Source organism: Calothrix sp. FACHB-168 (genome assembly GCF_963889195.1).
Lineage (GTDB): Bacteria > Cyanobacteriota > Cyanobacteriia > Cyanobacteriales > Nostocaceae > Aulosira > Aulosira anomala_A.
Genome location: NZ_CAWPNJ010000051.1, coordinates 1 through 19,777 on the forward strand (window position 1 = coordinate 1; position 19,777 = coordinate 19,777).

A 19,777-nucleotide genomic window follows, 5' to 3' on the forward strand; every position below is an offset into this window, starting at 1 on the left:
AGGCTAATGTTGCACTAGTGAACCACAACCTCGTTTTGGAGTACCATTTGGGAAAATATCATACTTTCATGCTTGGTTGTGGGATTTTCCCGTGATTGACTGACTTGAAAGGTAAAAAAATTGCTTTTCAAAAAGGTTCTAGCGCCCATTATATGCTGTTGCAAGTGTTAGAAAAATTTGGCTTGAAATATAGCGATATTCAACCCATTTATCTACCACCAGCCGATGCACGCGCCGCCTTAGTTAAAGGTAGTTTAGATGCTTGGGTAATTTGGGACCCGTTTTATGCAGCCGCCCAGAAAGCTATTAATGCTCGTGTTTTAATTGATGGCACAGAAATTAACAAACAAGGAGGATATTACTTAGCAAGTCGTAAATTTGCTACTGAAAATCCGGAAACAATTAAGGCCATTTTAGAAGAAATTAAAACCTTAGAAGATTGGTCTGATAAACATCGATATGAGGTAGCAGCTACACTTTCGCCAGTGTTAGGTATTGATTTAGAAACACTGCAAAAAGCTACACAAAGGCGCAAATTTGGCATTGTCCCGATTGATAGTAATTTGATTGCCCTACAGCAGCAAGTTGCTGACAAATTCTATGAATTGAAATTGATTCCTAAACAGATTGATGTCAAGGAAGCAATGCTTTCACCAGAACAATATGCGGCTTTTTCACCCAAAATATAGGTTTGGGTTATAGATAGAGAAATCCTCTTCAGATCCCTGACTTCTTTAATAAGTCGGGGATCTAAATTTTTATGAATTACTTTTGCAAATAGATATCAAGACTACTTGATTTTAACTGTTATTTATGAGAAATTTTGATTAATTAAATACGGTAAGTCTATAGAATTACAGTAGTTAAAAGTTTTGGGAAAAACTTGTCAGCTGTCAGAATGCGATCGCACTTTTCATTACTAGATAACGACAGCCAAAGTTACCTTCCAGTAGTAGCACCTCAGATTTTATCCCCGATTCAGTTGAAACAGCTCGTATTCAGGACTTAAGTTCTGAATACAAGCTTTTTATTTGATTATTTGCCAGTGGAGACATCTCATGACTGTAGATCCCAATTCTCATCAAAGTTCCGAACAGGATGCACTAGTTCCTAGTGAAACACCAAAAGTTAAGCAACCCCGACGCTTTTTAGGTGGTGCTAGTAGACGCTCTTTTCTTGGTCGTGTTGGCTTGTTTACAACTAGTAGTGTGGTGGCTGGAGTTTTAGGTTCATCTATCACAAACAACAAAGAAGAAAACATTGTTCAAGCTGCGGAACCGAGAGGAAAATCCGACCATAGCAATTTACGTGAGAAAGCTTTTCAAATTCGGACAACAGCCGCCAAAAATAATCGGGAAATTCCTATTCCTCCCCATCCTACCAATGGCGATGAGGCGAAATACGCCAACAAAATTGCCACAGATACGCGGGGATTACCTCACAATCAGTTGGGTGAAGTGGATCTTAAAGCTTATCAATCTTTTATTAATGCCCTTAACTCTGGCGATCCCAACGAGTATGAAAAAATTATCTTGGGTGGTAAACGCAAGCTGGTACAACCACTCACACCATTAGCAATTAGCTTAAGTGGGGTTAATACTTGCCAATTAGCCATTCCCATACCTCCCACCCTAGATAGTGCAGAACAAGCGGCGGAATTCATCGAATTAGCTTGGCAACATCTTTTACAAGATGTACCTTTTAGCGAGTATCGTAACGATACAAATAACCCGTTGATTCTGGCAGCCGTTCAAGAGTTAAATCAGTTGTCAGGATTTAAAGGGCCGAAAAAGAATGGCAAAGTCACACCAGAACTGCTATTTAGAGGTACAGCAATTTATGCTGATGCTTCTGGTAAAGCGAGTTCTTACACCTTACCAGGGGTAGAAGTCGGCCCTTATGTTTCTCAATTTTTACTGCGTCCTGTACCTGCGGGAACCCTTAATTATGCTCAACTTAACCGCCTTCCGCTAGCTATTCCCGAAAACACTTTCCAAACTAATTATGATGAATGGTTGCTAGTACAAAATGGTGGTGAGTCTGGGAGAACGATTAAGTTTGATTCTACCCGCCGCTACTTTATTAATGGACGCGACCAAGCAGAAATTGCTCACACGCCACCACCTGTCTATGGAAATGCTACTTTAATTCTCGTTGCTAAACCAGTTAAAGATAATCTTCTGGGTGGTGGTGTAGGCGCACCTTACAATCCCAGTAATCCTTATAACAAATCAAAGACTCAAGTAGGCGGTTCGGGGACATTTGGCCCTGGATATTCTCAATCTTTGCTCAGTTGGGTAGGGCCACATGCGATTAGAGCCGCTTATTGGCAGAAATACTACGTTCACCGTCGTCTGAGAGCAGAGGCTTATGGTGGATTGGTTCACAATAATCAGGTGAAGAAAACCAACTATCCAATTCACGCTGATGTGTTTAAGTCAGAAGCCCTCGATCGCATTTTCAGTCAATATAAATCCTATTTACTACCCCAAGGTTATCCTGAAGGCTCACCGCTCCACTCTTCTTACCCTGGGGGTGCTTCGGTATCGGCTGGTGCTAGTGTGACGATTTTGAAGGCGCTATTTGATGAAAATTATGTGATTCCCAACCCGGTGATACCCGACCCGCAAGATCCGACTAAATTGATTCCCTATGAAGGGCCACCGTTGACTGTGGGCGGGGAATTGAATAAATTGGCGGCAAATATTGGTTTAGGGCGTAATGCTGCGGGAATTCACTGGCGCACGGATGCGGCTGCTTCATTGGCGCTTGGGGAAGCGATCGCAATTGGTATTCTCAGAGATGAGAAATTAACGTTCCGCGAAATCTTTGAAGGTTTCACATTTACCAAATTTGATGGTACAAAGGTCACTATTTAATCTCAAAATTGGTAAATAACTTAAAAAATAGGGGCTAGGGCGTGTTTGCAAACTACTCGTCTAGCCTTCTAAATTTCTCGATCCCCCTAAGTCCACGCCACTTGCTTCAAGCCGGGAAACCCGTCCAACGCAGTGGCTCCCCTTAAAAAGGGGGACTTTGAGAGTCTTTTCGCCCCCCTTTTTAAGGGGGGTAGGGGGGATCGATCAATCCTGCGCCCCTACCTCTTGTGACCTCTTCCTCTGCTCGCTACTATGCAACATTTTTGTGCTTTAACACTACTTAAAGTATTGAAGAATCCCACGCCTTGAAAGCGTGGGATTTTTTTTGTATGGACAAAACAGTTAACCGTTAACAGTCAACAGTCAACAAAATCTTTCTTCTCTATCCCCTACATTAAACCCGCGTAAATTATGGGGAATTTAAGTATATTATTCTCCCCTTAAGAAGGAGGGTTTTCATAAAAACTGAGAGAGAACAAGCGGAATTTTAATAAATCACAGGTTTTATGTTACAGTTTGTAAACTTTTTTGGAAAAAATGTGATCGTGATTTCCTTTTTACGACTGTTTTTGTATTCATTAACACGTTTTTTTAGATAAAACTCTAATCTTTCAGGAAAATATGAATATTGAATGCCATTTTTAAGGCAAAATAATAAATACATTTTGTTTTGTTAAGATATATTTAGATAATGCCATTTTTCTTACAAACTCTTACTGGGCAAGAGATTGACTAGATAAAACTTCAGCACTAATATCCTTTAAATCAAATAATTTAAATAATTAAACAAAAGTATTTAAGTAGATAAATAATTTATTATACTTATTAGAATAATCATTATACATTTCTTAATAAAAAAGAGATGCGAAGCATTATAAAAATAATTTGTAAGGGGTTGGAGGAAAACCAAGTAAGCAAATCCTCTGATTTTCTGGGCTGGCATTGCTTAATTTTTATGCTTGAAAAGCTTTCAGAAAATTATGAGAGTCTACTCGGTAATTCCCCTCAGAGTTATGTCCCAATCAAATGAGAATTTGGAGTTTTGAGACATAACAATCTGTGGTAAAAACCAAAAGCTAAAATCTTTATATTTGAGCTTGAACCCTCATCAATAATTCTCAATTAATCAAAGTTTAGGAGATTCAAACTATGGTGCAAGATGCATTTTCTAAGGTTGTATCCCAAGCTGACGCCAGAGGCGAATACCTCAGCGATGGTCAGTTAGATGCTTTAATCGCTTTAGTTAAAGAAGGTAACAAGCGGGTTGATATCGTTAACCGCATTTCTAGCAATGCATCTTCCATAGTTGCTAACGCAGCTCGTTCATTGTTTGCTGAACAGCCTCAACTAATTGCTCCTGGTGGAAATGCTTACACCAACCGTCGTGCGGCTGCTTGTGTACGGGATTTAGAAATTATCCTGCGTTATGTTACCTATGCGATTTTTGCAGGTGATACTAGCGTTCTTGACGATCGCGCATTGAATGGTTTACGGGAAACCTATCTAGCACTTGGTACTCCTGGCGCTTCCGTTGCAGTTGGTATTCAAAAACTGAAAGAAGCTTCCATCGCTATTGCTAACGATCCCAACGGTATTACCCGTGGTGATTGCAGCAATTTGATTGCAGAAGTCTCTTCTTATTTTGATCGTGCAGCAGCCGCAGTTGCCTAAACATCAAAACATATTCTATTAGACCTCTTGCAGAGAAGCAAAATTGAATAAAAAATCAATTTTTGCAAGAAGTCTATTAAAGCAATTTTTTGTAAAAGCAATTAGGAGAAAATACTTCAATGACTAAAACACCCTTAACCGAAGCAGTTGCATCTGCAGATTCTCAAGGTCGTTTTTTGGGTAGCACCGAAATTCAAGTTGCATTTGGTCGTTTCCGCCAAGCATCTGTTAGCTTAGAAGCTGCAAAAGCAATATCTAAAAAAGCTCCTAGCCTAGCTGAAGCTGCAGCTAATGCTGTGTACCAAAAATTCCCCTACACCACCACCACATCTGGCCCTAACTACGCCTCTACCCAAACTGGTAAAGACAAGTGCGTGCGTGATATCGGCTACTACCTGCGGATTGTTACCTACGCTTTAGTAGTGGGTGGTACAGGCCCTATCGATGATTATTTGATTGGTGGTTTGGCTGAAATCAACCGTACCTTTGAATTATCTCCTAGCTGGTACATTGAAGCTCTCAAATACATCAAAGCTAATCACGGTGTAACCGGCGATCCTGCTGTTGAAGCTAACTCTTACATTGATTACATCATCAATGCTCTGAGCTAATAAGCTAACCAATCGGTTCCTAAAAGTTTTTCAGTTTTGTGTAACGCGGGTGAGAAAATAATTTGGTAATAGTATTATGCAGATCGATATTATTACCCGATGATTTTTGGCAGTAGGTAGCCTTGTTTCACAAAAACTGATATCAAGTTTGCAGCGCTAAAACGTTGCAAATTGCAAAAGCGTCAAGCATTTGTGTAGTAAGTTGAGAATTTTATCAACACTGAATTCATTCTGTGTTAGCTGTCAATTGCAATTGATGCCAATACTTATGATTTTTGGGTAGATAAACTCTCATCTTATTACGCAAGGCTTTTTCTTAGTTAGTGAAAAAGATTTATTAACAGGTTTGTAGTCAGGATTTTAGTCCTGGATTTTAAAGTACTAAAGTACTCGCTACTAGATTGACCATTTTTAGCTGTAACTTAAGAAATTTTTACCAAGTTTAATGGGTTAGAAAATAAGGAACAGATAAGGTTATGGCACCGTTAACAGAAGCAAGCCGATTAGGAGTTCGCCCTTTTGCAGATAGTGAAAAGGCGGAATTGCGCTTTGTAAAAACAGCAGAGGAAGTGCAGTCAATTATTTGGGCTGCATATCGCCAAGTTTTAGGTAACGAGCATCTGTTTGCCAGCGAGCGCCTAATTAGTCCAGAATCGCTATTGCAACAGGCGCAAATTTCTGTGCGCGATTTTGTCAGAGCGATCGCGCAATCGGAACTGTATCGCCAGAAATTCTTTTATTCCAACTCACAGGTGCGCTTTATTGAGCTAAATTATAAGCATTTGCTTGGTCGTGCGCCCTACGATGAGTCAGAAATTGCTTACCATGTTGATATCTATAATTCCCAAGGTTACGAAGCCGAGATCAATTCTTACATCGATTCGGTAGAGTATCAACAAAACTTTGGGGATGCAATAGTTCCTTACTATCGCGGCTTTCAAACCACAGTCGGACAAAAAACGGCTGGTTTTGTGCGTTTCTTCCAGTTGTATCGCGGCTATGCAAACAGCGATCGCGCTCAAAACAAATCTAAAGGACAATTAACTTGGGATCTAGCCAAGAATTTAGTCTCCCCCATCTATCCTGCTGATTCTGGTTCGCTCACTGGTGTCTCAACAGGATCTCGTGGCGGTAACACCTATCGAATTCGGGTTTTACAAGCGGCTTCCCCCAACTCACCCCGCATTCGCCAAAGTATTACCGAAGTAGTTGTACCATTCGATCAGTTATCAAATCGCTTACAACAACTCAATCGCCAAGGGCGCAAGGTGATCGGTATTGCGCTTTCTTGAATTATGGGCATAGGGCATGGGGCATGGGGCATAGGGCTAGAGTGGATGTAGGTTGGGTTAAACGGAGTGAAACCCAACAATTACATAACTTTGGGGTGTTGGGTTTCGTTCCTCAACCCAACCTACTGGCGCGACAAGGCTAAAATTGTGCATGAATAAAACTCTTGTGGGATGGGCGTCTCGCCCGTCCTGGGCGGACAAGATGTCCACCCCACAAGAAAATTATATTGCAACATTTTAAGCTTGCCACGCCACTACGCATCTGTCTCATTTTTTGATGGAATTGGTATTACTTCTGCCATCTGCCCTCTGCCCTCTGCCTTTTTTGATCAAAACTGTTCGCTAAGGAGATATTTTAGATGGCTATTACAACAGCAGCATCCAGACTCGGAACTTCTGCATTTAGTGATGCTGCTCCTCTTGAATTACGTTCTAATGCTAGTCAGGCAGAGATTGCACTGGTAATTAATGCGATTTACCGCCAGCTTTTAGGTAACGATTATTTGCTGCAATCAGAACGTTTGATAGGTTTAGAATCTCTTCTGACTAACAAAAATATTACCGTTCAAGAATTTGTTAGACAGTTAGCCAAATCCGAACTGTACAAATCAAAGTTCTTTGCCAATAACTTTCACAGTCGGGTGACAGAACTCAATTACAAACATCTATTAGGACGCGCTCCTTATGATGAATCTGAAATAGCCTATCATTTGGATTTATATCAAAGCAAAGGCTACGAAGCTGATATTGATTCTTATATAGATTCAGTAGAGTATCAGACTAATTTTGGGGACAATATTGTGCCCTATTATCGCGGATTCAGCAATCAATTAGGACAAAAAACTGTCGGCTTTACCCGCATTTTTCAACTTTATCGCGGTTATGCCACAAGCGATCGCTCTCAAATTCCTGGTGCTTCCTCTCGTTTAGCTAGCGAATTAGCCAGAAATAGCGCCTCTACAGTCATAGCACCTGCTGGTAGTAACAATGGCTTTGCTTATCGTTCCTCTGTCAGAGGACAAACCCCCAGCACCACATTTCAAGGCTCGCAAGCCTATGGTGAAGGAAGGCTATTCCGCGTTGAAGTTGCAGGTATCTCTCAACCCGGTTATCCCAAAGTTCGCCGCATCAACAAAGCAGTAGTTATTCCCTACGAAGAACTATCCAACTATTTTCAACAAGTGCAACGTCGTAACGGTAAAATTGCCAGCGTTACACCTCTCTAGGGACTAGGGGCTAGAGGCTAGGGAGTGGGAATTTTAGATTTTAGATTTTGGATTTTAGATTTAAACCTAATCCAAAATCGGAAATTTAAAATCCAAAATTGAATTGCCCAATGCCCAATAAGCAATTTTTCTAAATTGATAAGGACATCAACATGGTTTATCCAAGTCGGAGTTTTCAAGTTGAAGTTTCGGGACTGCATCAAAATGATGTCACAAATCAAAACAATTACCCGATACGTTCTAGTGCTAGTATATTGATTACAGTACCCTTTAGCCGGTTTAATGAAGAACTTCAACGCATTAATCGCTTAGGGGGGAAAATAGTCAATATTCAACCTTTAAGTCTGGAAATAGGTGAAAACTAAAGCCTTCATTCTGATTTTTGCTTAAACTAAAGATTAGCCCGCACTATACTTGAAAAAGTAAGTGTGGGCTAATTTTTGATTTTACATACAGCTAATCGTTGATTGTAGGGTTATTGCAATACTAATTGGTGTCAAATTAAGCTAGAAATAGCTTCAGCGTAGGCTTTCTCACCCGCCTGAGAATGAATTCTCAGGCTAATAGCCAAAGTCTACTGAAGTAGACTGAAAATTTTGAGCCTATTTAGTCATCTTTAGATGACTTTCGCTATTAGCAAGGAACTTCAGTTCCTTGCGGTAAGAGGTTTTTGCGTTAAGTTAACACTTATGGGCACTACTATGCCCCGAAGCGCGTACTTATTTACCTAAAATAAGATGATGCGCGTCTAAATTGCATAACTACATTGTATGAGCTGTTAACTGTCAACAGCCCTGACGATGAATTGTGCAACTTAAAAGCAAAATAGCTTACACAAATTATTTTCCTATTTCCTATTTCTGACACCAAATTCTCACAAATGACACTTGTACAGACGCGATTAATCGCGTCTCTAACACTTGTACAGACGCGATTAATCGCGTCTCTAACAACTAACTATCGACATTAAGTAACTTATGCCAAATTTTACCGAGTTGCTTCATCATCGTTATGGCACTAGCTCAGTTAATGCAGAGCTACCTGAAAATGATTTCATCAGTTCGCTGTTATCTCACCGTTCAATTCGGGCTTATTTACCGGATGCTTTACCTTCAGGAACTTTAGAAACCTTAGTCGCCGCAGCGCAATCAGCTTCTACATCCTCCAATCTCCAAACATGGAGTGTGATAGCAGTAGAAGATCCCAGTCGTAAGGAAAAACTATCACAACTGGCTAATAATCAAGCCCATATTCGCCAATCTCCCTTATTTCTCGTCTGGTTGGCAGATTTAGCTAGATTGTCAAATTTAGCCGAAAGTCGCGGATTACCCCATGAAGGCTTAGATTATCTGGAAATGTTCCTCATGGCGGCGATTGACGCAGCTTTAGCCGCACAAAATGCTGTGGTAGCTGCTGAATCTTTAGGGTTGGGAACGGTGTATATTGGTGCGTTGCGTAATAAACCAGAGGAAGTGGCGGAGGTTTTAGGGTTACCAAAACAGGTATTTGCTGTATTTGGTTTGTGTGTGGGTTATAGCGATCGCGCTGTGGAAACAGCCATTAAACCACGCTTACCCCAAACGACGGTATTACATCGCGAAACCTACAAACCAGCATCAGAAGAAGATATTGCTGTGTATAACCAAGCAATGCAAGCTTTCTACAAGTCACAGAAAATGAATATTCCTGGTGATTGGACAGAACATTCGGCTAAACGGGTGGCTTTTGCGCAGTCTATTTCCGGACGCGATCGCTTGCGGGAAGCTTTGAATAATTTGGGTTTTGAACTACGTTAATTTTATTGAATTAATCTATTAGCATTGATTTCCCTACTTTCAACACTTAGAAAGTGGGGTTATTTTTTTGATGTAACTATTATCAAATAAAACTTTTTATTTTTACAGAAAATCTTAACTTTCGCTGTAAGTCCTGACTCAAAACTTTAGTAAATCACGCCGTGCAACCGCTCATATCACAGGATAGTTTATTCTCTCAAGCCAAAATTAATGATGCGATCGCCTAATTTATTCACCTTAGCTACATTGTGTATCAAACAACACAATTTTTCAGTTTTTTTTATAAAAATCTACTTGCCTTTTTGCTCCACCTATGTGAGACTACTAGAAACATACTCCTAAAACTTGACCAATATACCGGAGTTTTAGTGAGGAATTATCAAAAATTAGACAATTACCTGGGTATATATCCTCATGTAAAAGTCTTCTAGAAATAGTTTTGCGATTACCTAAGCTTAAGGGAGGAAAAGTAATGTCAAGCCAAAAATATTGTTGTAGAGCTATTTATTGACATTCTGTTAGCTATTTCCCCTAAGTAACTGGTTTTTATGACTTTATGAATCATATAAAAAATACAGTCATGACAAACCATGCAGGTATATTTTAGCTCGTATTTTTTGACTAAAAGGCAAATCTTGCCATACAGACACAATTAACCAAGCTTAATGACGAGAGAGTAAAAACAGGAGATTTGTAGCATGACCTATGAAGCGCGGGGGATGCATTTAAAACTGCAAGGATTGAGCAAATCCTTTGGGACAAAGACAGTTTTGCAGGATATAGATTTAGAGATTCAACCTGGGGAATTTGTCGCTATAGTTGGGCGTAGCGGTTGCGGTAAGAGTACGATGCTACGACTAATTGCTGGACTAGATGCACCTACCGGCGGCGGAGTATTCTTAAACGATCAACATTCCCACCATCGGATTAACCCAGATATCCGCATGATGTTCCAAGATGCGCGTTTACTACCTTGGCAGAAAGTACTAGCAAATGTGGAATTAGGTTTATTAGGTGCTAACTCAAAAGTTTTAGCAAAGCAAACCGCTTTACATGTTTTGCGATCTGTGGGATTAGAAGATAGAGCGCAGGAATGGCCTTCAGTTTTATCTGGAGGACAACGCCAAAGAGTAGCTTTAGCTAGAGCCTTAGCCAGTAGCCCAAAATTACTATTGCTAGATGAACCTCTAGGTGCGTTGGATGCACTCACGCGGATTGAGATGCAACAATTACTAGAAAAATTATGGCAAGATCAGGGCTTTACTTCCTTACTAATTACCCATGATGTAGAAGAAGCCGTAGTTTTAGCAGACCGAGTATTACTGATTGAAAACGGTCAAATTACTCTAGATTTAGAGATTAATTTACCTCGCCCAAGAGTGAGAGGAGATATAGCTCTAGCACAAACAGTAGAGAAAATTTTACAGCGAGTCATGGGTCAACCACAACGCGAAGATGCATTACAACAATCACTATCTTTCACATCAACCATAGTGTAGAGAAACTGTGAAATTTAAGCTGATGAATTGAAGCTGAATTTAATTGTCAGTACACATATCTGAGTCACTTTGCCTCGACTAAAGAAGCGTTGCGTACATGTCACTTTTAGTACAATGATGCGGCGCTTCCTTTCCCTAAAATTTAGCTATATTAAGCAGATTTACTATTAATTTTATGTAGTAGTATTCATCTAGCTTAACTCACCAACAATAAAGAAAAATAAGAGTGTAAAAAATTGCATCAGAAATTTCAATAAATGTTAAATATTGATTTGAATATTTAATTTTCAATGGTTCGTTAACTTCAACACACATGGCATAAGGGAGGAGAAATGATTCTCTGTTCAAGAGAAACATTTTCCTTCCCCCCATTTCCTAAAATCATCTCTTATTTTTTCAGGAAATAATTAGATCATTATTACCAAATATCTACATTTTGTTTTGTAACTACAATTTTCCTCCACAGTAGCCCTCTCATGAATCTCTTTTAAGGTGGTTCATTCCACCTTAATTCCTTAAAAAAGATATTTAATGTTATTTATTAGCTTGTTTCATTGATCAATATCACATTGTTGATAATAAAAAATATTGTAAAACACGAATCAAAAATTCATAAAACCTTACAGCTATTTTAATCATAAAAAACCTAAAAACTCTCACCAACAACAAATGACCAATGACAAATGACTATTGACTATTGACTATTGACCAAATTTAAACCCTTTCTATTGCATTGTGCTGAAGCTTAACAACATCCTATGAAATTAGCATTCCAGATAAAAACAATTGTAAATACCCGCAGTCCTTAGCTGGGGGTATTTAATCTTATCTAATTGTGTCAATTTTTTCAATTTTTAAGGCAGAGGAGAGCCAATTAATGCAAACAATGAAAGAAAAATTAGCATTTTGGAAACGCGGACAAATTACTCGCAGATCGGCTTTATTTGCGCTTGGTTACGGCTTAGTGTTATCAACAACACTATTTAGTTGCAGTACGCCAGATAAAAGCAGCCAAAAACCAGCAGATTCATCTGCTTCTAATAGTAACAACAATACAACCACTAACGCCGCCAATACATCTACCACTAATAGCGGAAAAGTAGTGAGAATTGTTCGTTCTAAACAGCTTACAGCCCTAGCTGTTTTAGAAAAACAAGGAAAATTAGAAAAGAGATTAGCTGACCTTGGTTACAAGCTAGAATGGCCTGAATTTGCCGCAGGGCCGCAACAATTAGAAGCTTTAAATGCAAATGGTTTGGATATTGCTTCTACAGCCGAATCGCCTCCTGTATTTGCTCAAGCTGCTGGCACACCTTTAGTATATTTAGCGGCTAATTCCTCTGATGGTAGAGCAGTTTCTTTGTTAGTACCTACTAACTCGACTGTGAAAAGCGTGAAGGACTTAAAAGGTAAAAAAGTCGGTTTTCAAAAAGCATCTATTGGGCATTATCTGTTAGTTAGAGCTTTAGAAAATGAAGGACTCAAATTATCTGATGTTGAGTCTGTATTTCTACCCCCTCCAGATGCGAATGTGGCATTTAACCAAGGTAAAATTGATGCTTGGTTTATTTGGGAACCATTTGTTACCAGGAACGTGCAAAATAAAGTTGGTCGTGTGCTGATAGATGGCGGTAATGGTTTGCGAGATACGAATAACTTTCTCTCTACAACTCGCCAATTCTATGAACAAAATCCCGAAGTCATTAAAGTCGTTTTAGACGAACTACAAAAAGCCCAAATTTGGTCTAAACAAAATCCCAAAGAAATCGCACAATTACTTGCACCAGTAACGCAACTGGATGTACCAACTTTAGAAGCAATGCATGATAAATATGATTTTTCTTTGGTACCAATTACCGAACAAATCATTACTAAGCAACAAGAAGTAGCTGATAAATGGTATTCTCTGGGGCTGATACCGAAAAAGGTAAATGTCAGAGATGGGTTTTTAAAGCCTGAAGAATATACCAAAATCACACCCCAAGATGTGTTAGCCAAGCAGTAGAAGAGGTAGGAAGAGGGACAAGGGGGACAAGGAGGAGAAGGGAGACAAATTATTGTACAGACGCGATTCATCGCGTCTCTGATAACTGACAATTGACGAAGAAGAACACTATGCCAACACTGACGTTAACAGAAGTTAAAATTACGCCCTTAGATGCACCTCTAGGCGCAGTTGTGACAGGATTAGATGCGAGTCAAGCTGTAGCACCAGAAATTATTTTGCAGCTAAAACAAGCATTACGCGATCGCCATATTATCATCTTCAAAAATCAACGCCTGACTGACGAGCAATTTTTGAACTTTTCGTTCTATTTTGGCGCTCTCTTTGTACCACCACAAGAGATCCCTGTGTTAGCTTCCGAAACAGGAACTACACCAGTAATTATCCCAGTGTCTAACCTCGATGGTGGTTATACAGGTACAGGTGAGTTAGCTTTCCATTCCGATCACCATTGGACTCCCTACCCTTCTAGCGGTTCTCTACTCTATGCGTTAGAAGTTCCTTCTCAAGGTGGCGAGACTTCTTGGCTAAATCTAAATTTGGCTTACGAAACCTTAGATGAGTCTACTAAACGGCGAATAGCAGATTTACATCTGATTACTTACAATCCATTTTTGCGAGACAAAAATTCACCTCGTTCCCATTATCGTTTAGATAAAAGTATTCCCTTAGTTAGTCCAGTCTTTCCTCACCCTCTGGTACGCACGCATCCAGAAAGCGGGAAAAATATTTTGTATCTCGATTACGCTACAGAAGTAGAAGTAGTTGGTTTAGAACCGCAAGAAGGAGCAGAATTAATTGCTCAATTGCGCGAACATCTTAATCAGCCACAGTTTTATTATCAACACAAATGGTCTGTAGGTGACATTGTTTACTGGGATAATCAAGCTACATTACACCACAGAACACCATTTGACCCCAATGAAAGACGGGTATTAAAGCGTGTAAGTTTAGCCGGAAGTCGCCCGTTTTAATAATTAATATTGTGGCTGGATAACCACAGTATATGTAGGGTGAAAATTTCTCATTCACCCTACTCACTAAGAAAATCTAAGAAAATATATTTTGACATTAATTTGAGCTTTAACTTATGACAACAATCTCTACTTACGACCCAACTTTATTTGAAGGTGCAGCTTGGTACTACGCTCGTTATCGACCACAGTATCCGCCTGTGTTATTTGATTTACTTACAGATAAATTTAAATTAAATGGTCAAGGTAGACTGCTAGATTTGGGCTGTGGTGCTGGATTAATTGCCATTCCTCTACATAATAAATTTCGCGAAATATTTGGTTTAGATCCTGATGCAGATATGCTGCAAGAAGCAAAGATCCAAGCTTTAGAATTAGGCGCAAATAATATTAGTTGGATACAAGATAGAGCAGAAAATCTCTCTCAAGATTTCGGTAAATTCCAGCTAGTCACAATTGGTAGAGCTTTTCACTGGATGCAGCGAGAATTAGTTATAGAACATATATACAATTTACTTGCAAATGATGGTGGATTAGCTATTATCAAAACCTATGAAGACCCTTGGAATAGCGACCACCCTTGGAAGAAAACGGCAATTGCTGTTGTTCAAAGTTGGTTAGGTGAAAAACGCCGTACAGGTGAAAGTGGTCAAGGTTTCTGGAAACCCTTAGCTGTTTCTCATGAAGAAATTATCGCTAAATCGTCATTTAATCGTCAAGAAAACTTTGAAGTTAAATATGAGAAATCTTGGACTATTGACTCATATATTGGCTATCTCTATTCCACTGCTTTTTGTTTACCATCCTTTTTTGGCTCTGAAGAAAATCGCCAAAAATTTGAAGCTGAACTCAAACAATCTCTGCTAGCAGTAGAGCCTACGGGAACATTTACAGAGGAACTTCCAATCACTGTTATCGCTGCTTGGAAAAATTAGGTTGCTTAGTAGGGGCGGGTTTATGCGAGATAGTCATGGATATTTGAGAATAACTGTGAACCCGCCCGTACAGCGATCGCTATCAGTTTATCGTTGATTGAATTATAAAATTTTGTAATTTTGAATTACAAATCACAAATTTTAGTTAACCCATTACTTACTAATAGAACATCCATGAAAGTTACTTCTTCTACTTCTAATAATTTCTCGGCAAGGCAAACAATGAAAAAACAGAAGTTAAAATATCAATTCCTGAAAAATCGCCAAATTCAAGCCTTGATTCCCTGGTTAGTACCTTTATCTATCATTCTAGTGTGGCAAGTACTATCTTCTATCGGTGTAATTCCTACTCGCATTTTACCTGCACCTTTGAGTGTGGTAGGTGCAGCGATTCATTTAGCTCAAACTGGCGAATTGTTTAAAAATATTGGTATTAGTGCTGCTAGGGCAATTTCTGGATTTTTAGTCGGTGGTAGTATTGGCTTTACTTTAGGCTTAGTTAATGGCATTTCTCCAATTGCTGAGAAATTGTTAGATACTTCTATTCAAATGTTGCGTAATATTCCCAACTTAGCCTTAATCCCCTTGGTGATTTTATGGTTTGGCATTGGTGACGAAGCCAGATTATTTCTCGTATCTTTGGGCGTAATGTTCCCCATTTATTTAAATACTTTTCATGGTATCCGCAGTGTAGACCCAGGATTAATTGAAATGGGCAAGGTTTATGGTTTAAATACTTGGGGATTATTTTGGCGAATTATTCTTCCCGGCGCATTATCTTCTATTTTGGTAGGCGTGCGTTTTTCTTTAGGGATCATGTGGTTGACATTGATTGTTGCAGAAACCATTGCTGCTGATTCTGGTATTGGTTATATGGCAATGAATGCTAGAGAATTTATGCAAACAGATGTGGTGGTATTAAGTATTTTGCTATATGCCTTATTTGGAAAATTAGCAGACGTAATCGCCCGTTCCTTAGAAAGTTATTGGTTGCAATGGAATCCCAGTTATTTGAAGGGTTAATGAGGGTTGTTGACAGTTGACTGCTAACGGTTGACTGTGATGTTGAGTTTTACCTTGCTCCCATGTTTTGCATGGGAGTTTTTAGCGTAAAAGGCTGGAAATGCAGATTGCGAGCCGGAGCCTTGTCTTCTGATAAATTTAGGCAGAGCCTCATAAATTTACACTCCCACGCGGAGCATGGGAGCGAGTTAATAGAACATACCCTTTGAGAGAAGCATGCATTGACTATTGACTATTGACTATTGACTAATAACATTCTTGATTTCCATATCCATCTGTGTAATACTTTGAAGATGTCATTAAATACGGTATCTCGATAGAAATATCGTAGTAAACAATAATCTGAATTTTGCAGCCACATTAAATAGGGATTATGCAACTACTTTGGTTTATCCCCACGCATGGAGAAGGACGCTATCTAGGTACTGCTATCGGTGGACGAGCAGTAAACTTTGATTACTGGCGACAAATTGCCCAAGCTGTAGATCACTTGGGTTTCGCAGGTGCTTTATTACCTACAGGACGTTCTTGTGAAGATGCGTGGATTTTGGCATCAACGCTAGTCACCCATACGAAAAACATGCGGTTTTTAGTCGCTATTCGTCCGGGGTTGATGTCGCCTGGAGTAGCTGCAAGGATGGCGGCGACGTTCGATCGCATTTCTGGTGGGCGGTTGCTAATTAATGTGGTTACAGGTGGCGATCCTGTTGAGTTGGCTGGGGATGGTTTGCATCTTTCCCATGACGATCGCTATAAACTCACAGATGAGTTTTTAACTGTGTGGCGACAAATAGCCGCTAGTGAAGTTTCTAACTTCCAAGGCGATTATCTCAACATTCAAGATGGAAAAATACTATTTCCACCCGTGCAGAAACCCCACCCACCATTATGGTTTGGTGGTTCTTCACCTATCGCCCAAGAAATTGCTGCTAAACATGTAGATGTGTACTTAACTTGGGGTGAAACACCTGCACAGGTTGCAGAAAAAATTGCTTCAGTGCGGCGGTTAGCAGAAGCACAAGGAAGGACAATTCGTTTTGGAATTCGTCTCCATGTGATTGTCAGAGAAACCGAAAGTAAAGCTTGGGATGCGGCGAATGATTTAATTCGTTATGTAGACGAAGATGCGATCGCAAAAACTCAAGCCGCTTACGACCGTATGGATTCTGAAGGACAGCGCCGGATGCAAGAGTTACACAAAGGTAGCCGTGACGCTTTAGAAATTAGCCCAAATTTATGGGCGGGAATTGGTTTAGTACGGGGTGGTGCGGGTACGGCTTTAGTTGGCGATCCCGATACCGTGGCTAAAAGAATGTTGGAGTATGCAGACTTAGGAATTGAGACATTCATCTTTTCAGGCTATCCCCATTTAGAAGAAGCATATCGCGTTGCCGAATTACTCTTCCCACGCTTACCTTTAGAAAATTTACCTGCGATTGAACCACAAATGACAAGTCCGTTTGGCGAAATTGTTGCGAATCGCGAATTCCCGAAACAGCCAGTTAATAAAAATACAGTCGCTACAGTAGATTAACGTAAATAAGATTCCCAGGAGAACTTAAAAAAATGCCTCATATTTTAGCGATCGCAGGTAGTCCTTCCCATCCTTCCCGTACTTACTCTTTACTAGAGTACGCTAGCAAAATCCTTGTACAGCAAGGCATCACCGTAGATATCATTTCAGTTCGCGATATTCCGGCGGAAGATTTGGCTTATGGACGCTACGATAGTCCAGCTTTAGAAAAACCCAAAGCCATTTTAGAAAAAGCTGATGGCGTAATTATTGCTACACCAATTTATAAAGCAGCTTACACAGGTGTATTAAAAGCTTTCTTAGATTTGTTACCTCAAAAATCTCTAGCGGGAAAAGTGGTATTACCTTTAGCTACAGGTGGGACAATTGCCCATTTATTAGCAATAGAATATGCCTTAAAACCTGTGCTATCAGAATTAGGAGCGCGGCACATTCTCAGTACTATCTATAGTGTAGATAAACAAATTCAAGTACAAGCTGATGGTTCTATTCAACTAGATGCAGAAATTGCCCAGAGATTGCAAGATGTACTTTCTGATTTAGTAACAGCAATCAATAGTTCGGCTGCAGCAAAAGAAGTTGCTCACGCCAACTAATCAATTTATAAAAATTACTTCTTTCTGCTCGATGTAGTAGTTTGGCTGCTCTTCTCAAACTACTACTTTTTTTAATGCTCAATTAAAATGATGAAAAACTTCATCCCCTTTTAAATGGAGTTCTCCGCCGCTTTCCATAAAAATTAATTCAATTTAAAAAAAGCACTGGATAAGCTGAAACTTACCTGTGCCTTTATTGCGCTTCACGTGTCAGTTATTAGTAGGGGCGGGTTCACCGATATCCTAATTTATGAACAAAGATTTAAATAAAACCGCCCCTACCACGCTCCTTAACTCCGATCCGTAGGTGGGTTTTTTATTTTTGAGCTAACCTCTGAGGTGTGATGGCTTGTAGTGTACTTGTTGGAGGTATAGCATCACGAATGTTGACCTTGCGAGGAATAATTTTTTCTTGGAAATAGAAATCAGCTACCTGCTGTTGTTCAGCAATAATTGAAGGTGTCAATGGTCTTAATCGTCGAACAGTTCGGCGTGCAACTACTTCTAAAATTGATGGGTCAAGTTTTACTTCACCAGACAGCGCTTTAGCAGCTTCAGCAGGGTTTTTATCAGCCCATTCTCCAACCTTATCTGCTTCCTCTAAAAACACTCGTACCAATTCTTGATTTTCAGAAACAAATTGCCGTCTAGCAATATAAAATCCACCTAAAGTGTTAATACCGCCTGCATTTCTCAAATTACGAATAGGGATGCTTTTCTCTACAAGAGCTAAAAAGGGATCGCTAGCTACCCATACTTCAACCTTATTTTGAATAAAGGCATCGCGGGCTTCTGATGGTGTTAATCCAACAACTTGAACATCACTAATTTTGAGACCTACTTCTTTTAAAGCTCTTGCTAGTAAATAATGAGCATTCGAGCCTCTTTGAAAAGCAACTTTTTTACCTTTGATATCGGATAGCTTTTTAATGGGAGAATTTGCTCTTACCACAATGCCTTGATTTAGTCCTTTACTGGGTCTGCGTCCAGCAATATAAACAACTTCTGTGATACCTGCGGCTTGGGCAAATATAGGGGGTGTTTCTCCTACAGTACCGATGTCAACTTTACCTGCATTTAGGGCTTCTATTAGTTGTGGCCCTGCGGGAAATGGCCCCACCCAATTTACCTGTACACCTAATGCTTGGAAACGCGGCTCTACGGATTTTCTTGCTTTGACTATATCCCCTGAAGTTTGATAAGCCAGGTTGATTACTTTTGACTTAAATCCACCAGCTTTTGTTTGTGCTTCACTACTTTGGATTGTACTGCCTGTCAAAGGTGCTGATAGAGCAAAAAATCCTACTAATGTATATTGCACAATCCGTTTTAATGTAGTGCGCCGTTGTGGAAGAAATGGTATTTTCATGACTGTAAATGAGCTATGGGATAATTGCAAGATTTTTTTGCACCAATTAATTAGCTTAATAGCTATTAAATAAGTGCCTTTAGCTACGATATTAATATTAGATAAAAATTATTTTTTATTTAACCTACGTAATTTTGATTGATTAGCCGGATTTAACTATAAAATAAAGTTTTTCATAGTTTTATATAAAATGCAAGTAGTAACGCAAACATTTATACTGACAATATTTTTTATTAGTAAAAAATAGAAAAATTTATGTATTATTTTTAATAAAAGCTTTTTTGTCTGCAAAAAATATAAATTAGAATTACCAGTAAGTGTAAATTAACATCTCGTTTGAGAGAAAATTTGATTATTTGTCATGAAA

15 protein-coding genes and 1 pseudogene are annotated in these 19,777 nt (G+C 39.4%); 15 read left to right on the forward strand and 1 reads right to left on the reverse strand.

Translation table 11 applies throughout. The features are described from left to right. Positions 1 to 95: 95 nt before the first annotated feature. The 15 genes and pseudogenes from AACW45_RS27315 to ssuE all read left to right on the forward strand — a co-directional run. Positions 96 to 689, forward strand: a pseudogene (locus tag AACW45_RS27315) (ABC transporter substrate-binding protein); the annotation flags it as partial. Positions 690 to 1,058: 369 nt separating this feature from the next. Continuing rightward, positions 1,059 to 2,879: a vanadium-dependent haloperoxidase gene (locus AACW45_RS27320; RefSeq protein WP_190636195.1), complete on the forward strand. Its 1,821-nt coding sequence runs from the start codon at positions 1,059 to 1,061 to the stop codon at positions 2,877 to 2,879. Between the two features lie 1,149 nt (positions 2,880 to 4,028). Next, positions 4,029 to 4,550, forward strand: a complete 522-nt coding sequence (locus AACW45_RS27325) for a phycocyanin subunit beta (RefSeq protein WP_199322848.1) — start codon at positions 4,029 to 4,031, stop codon at positions 4,548 to 4,550. A gap of 119 nt (positions 4,551 to 4,669) precedes the next feature. Then, complete coding sequence (cpcA, locus tag AACW45_RS27330) at positions 4,670 to 5,161, forward strand: phycocyanin subunit alpha (protein ID WP_190636197.1); 492 nt, start codon at positions 4,670 to 4,672, stop codon at positions 5,159 to 5,161. Between the two features lie 476 nt (positions 5,162 to 5,637). Beyond that, on the forward strand, positions 5,638 to 6,453 hold the full coding sequence (locus tag AACW45_RS27335; RefSeq protein WP_190636198.1) for a phycobilisome rod-core linker polypeptide: 816 nt from the start codon (positions 5,638 to 5,640) through the stop codon (positions 6,451 to 6,453). 359 nt (positions 6,454 to 6,812) lie between these two features. Continuing rightward, complete coding sequence (locus AACW45_RS27340; RefSeq protein WP_190636200.1) at positions 6,813 to 7,679, forward strand: phycobilisome linker polypeptide; 867 nt, start codon at positions 6,813 to 6,815, stop codon at positions 7,677 to 7,679. A 152-nt stretch (positions 7,680 to 7,831) separates the two neighbouring features. After that, entirely contained in the window at positions 7,832 to 8,044 is a 213-nt protein-coding gene (locus AACW45_RS27345) for a phycobilisome linker polypeptide (protein ID WP_096647111.1), read from the forward strand. Between the two features lie 612 nt (positions 8,045 to 8,656). Continuing rightward, the gene (locus AACW45_RS27350; RefSeq protein ID WP_190636201.1) at positions 8,657 to 9,475 is read left to right on the forward strand and encodes an NADPH-dependent oxidoreductase; all 819 of its coding nucleotides are present in this window, start codon (positions 8,657 to 8,659) and stop codon (positions 9,473 to 9,475) included. Positions 9,476 to 10,173: 698 nt separating this feature from the next. Next, entirely contained in the window at positions 10,174 to 10,974 is an 801-nt protein-coding gene (locus AACW45_RS27355; protein ID WP_190636204.1) for an ATP-binding cassette domain-containing protein, read from the forward strand. Between the two features lie 877 nt (positions 10,975 to 11,851). Then, entirely contained in the window at positions 11,852 to 12,979 is a 1,128-nt protein-coding gene (locus AACW45_RS27360; RefSeq protein WP_190636206.1) for an aliphatic sulfonate ABC transporter substrate-binding protein, read from the forward strand. 110 nt (positions 12,980 to 13,089) lie between these two features. Beyond that, complete coding sequence (locus AACW45_RS27365; protein WP_190636208.1) at positions 13,090 to 13,953, forward strand: TauD/TfdA dioxygenase family protein; 864 nt, start codon at positions 13,090 to 13,092, stop codon at positions 13,951 to 13,953. Positions 13,954 to 14,069: 116 nt separating this feature from the next. Further along, positions 14,070 to 14,888 (forward strand): class I SAM-dependent methyltransferase, encoded by an 819-nt coding sequence (locus AACW45_RS27370; RefSeq protein WP_190636210.1) that lies wholly within the window; start codon positions 14,070 to 14,072, stop codon positions 14,886 to 14,888. A 222-nt stretch (positions 14,889 to 15,110) separates the two neighbouring features. Next, positions 15,111 to 15,911, forward strand: a complete 801-nt coding sequence (gene ssuC, locus AACW45_RS27375) for an aliphatic sulfonate ABC transporter permease SsuC (RefSeq protein ID WP_190636282.1) — start codon at positions 15,111 to 15,113, stop codon at positions 15,909 to 15,911. Positions 15,912 to 16,284: 373 nt separating this feature from the next. Then, on the forward strand, positions 16,285 to 17,445 hold the full coding sequence (gene ssuD / locus AACW45_RS27380; protein ID WP_096647119.1) for an FMNH2-dependent alkanesulfonate monooxygenase: 1,161 nt from the start codon (positions 16,285 to 16,287) through the stop codon (positions 17,443 to 17,445). 32 nt (positions 17,446 to 17,477) lie between these two features. Next, positions 17,478 to 18,041, forward strand: a complete 564-nt coding sequence (gene ssuE, locus AACW45_RS27385) for an NADPH-dependent FMN reductase (RefSeq protein ID WP_190636212.1) — start codon at positions 17,478 to 17,480, stop codon at positions 18,039 to 18,041. Between the two features lie 316 nt (positions 18,042 to 18,357). Here ssuE and AACW45_RS27390 read toward each other — a convergent pair whose 3' ends face one another. Continuing rightward, positions 18,358 to 19,410: an aliphatic sulfonate ABC transporter substrate-binding protein gene (locus AACW45_RS27390; protein WP_190636214.1), complete on the reverse strand. Its 1,053-nt coding sequence runs from the start codon at positions 19,408 to 19,410 to the stop codon at positions 18,358 to 18,360. Between the last annotated feature and the right edge of the window lie 367 nt (positions 19,411 to 19,777).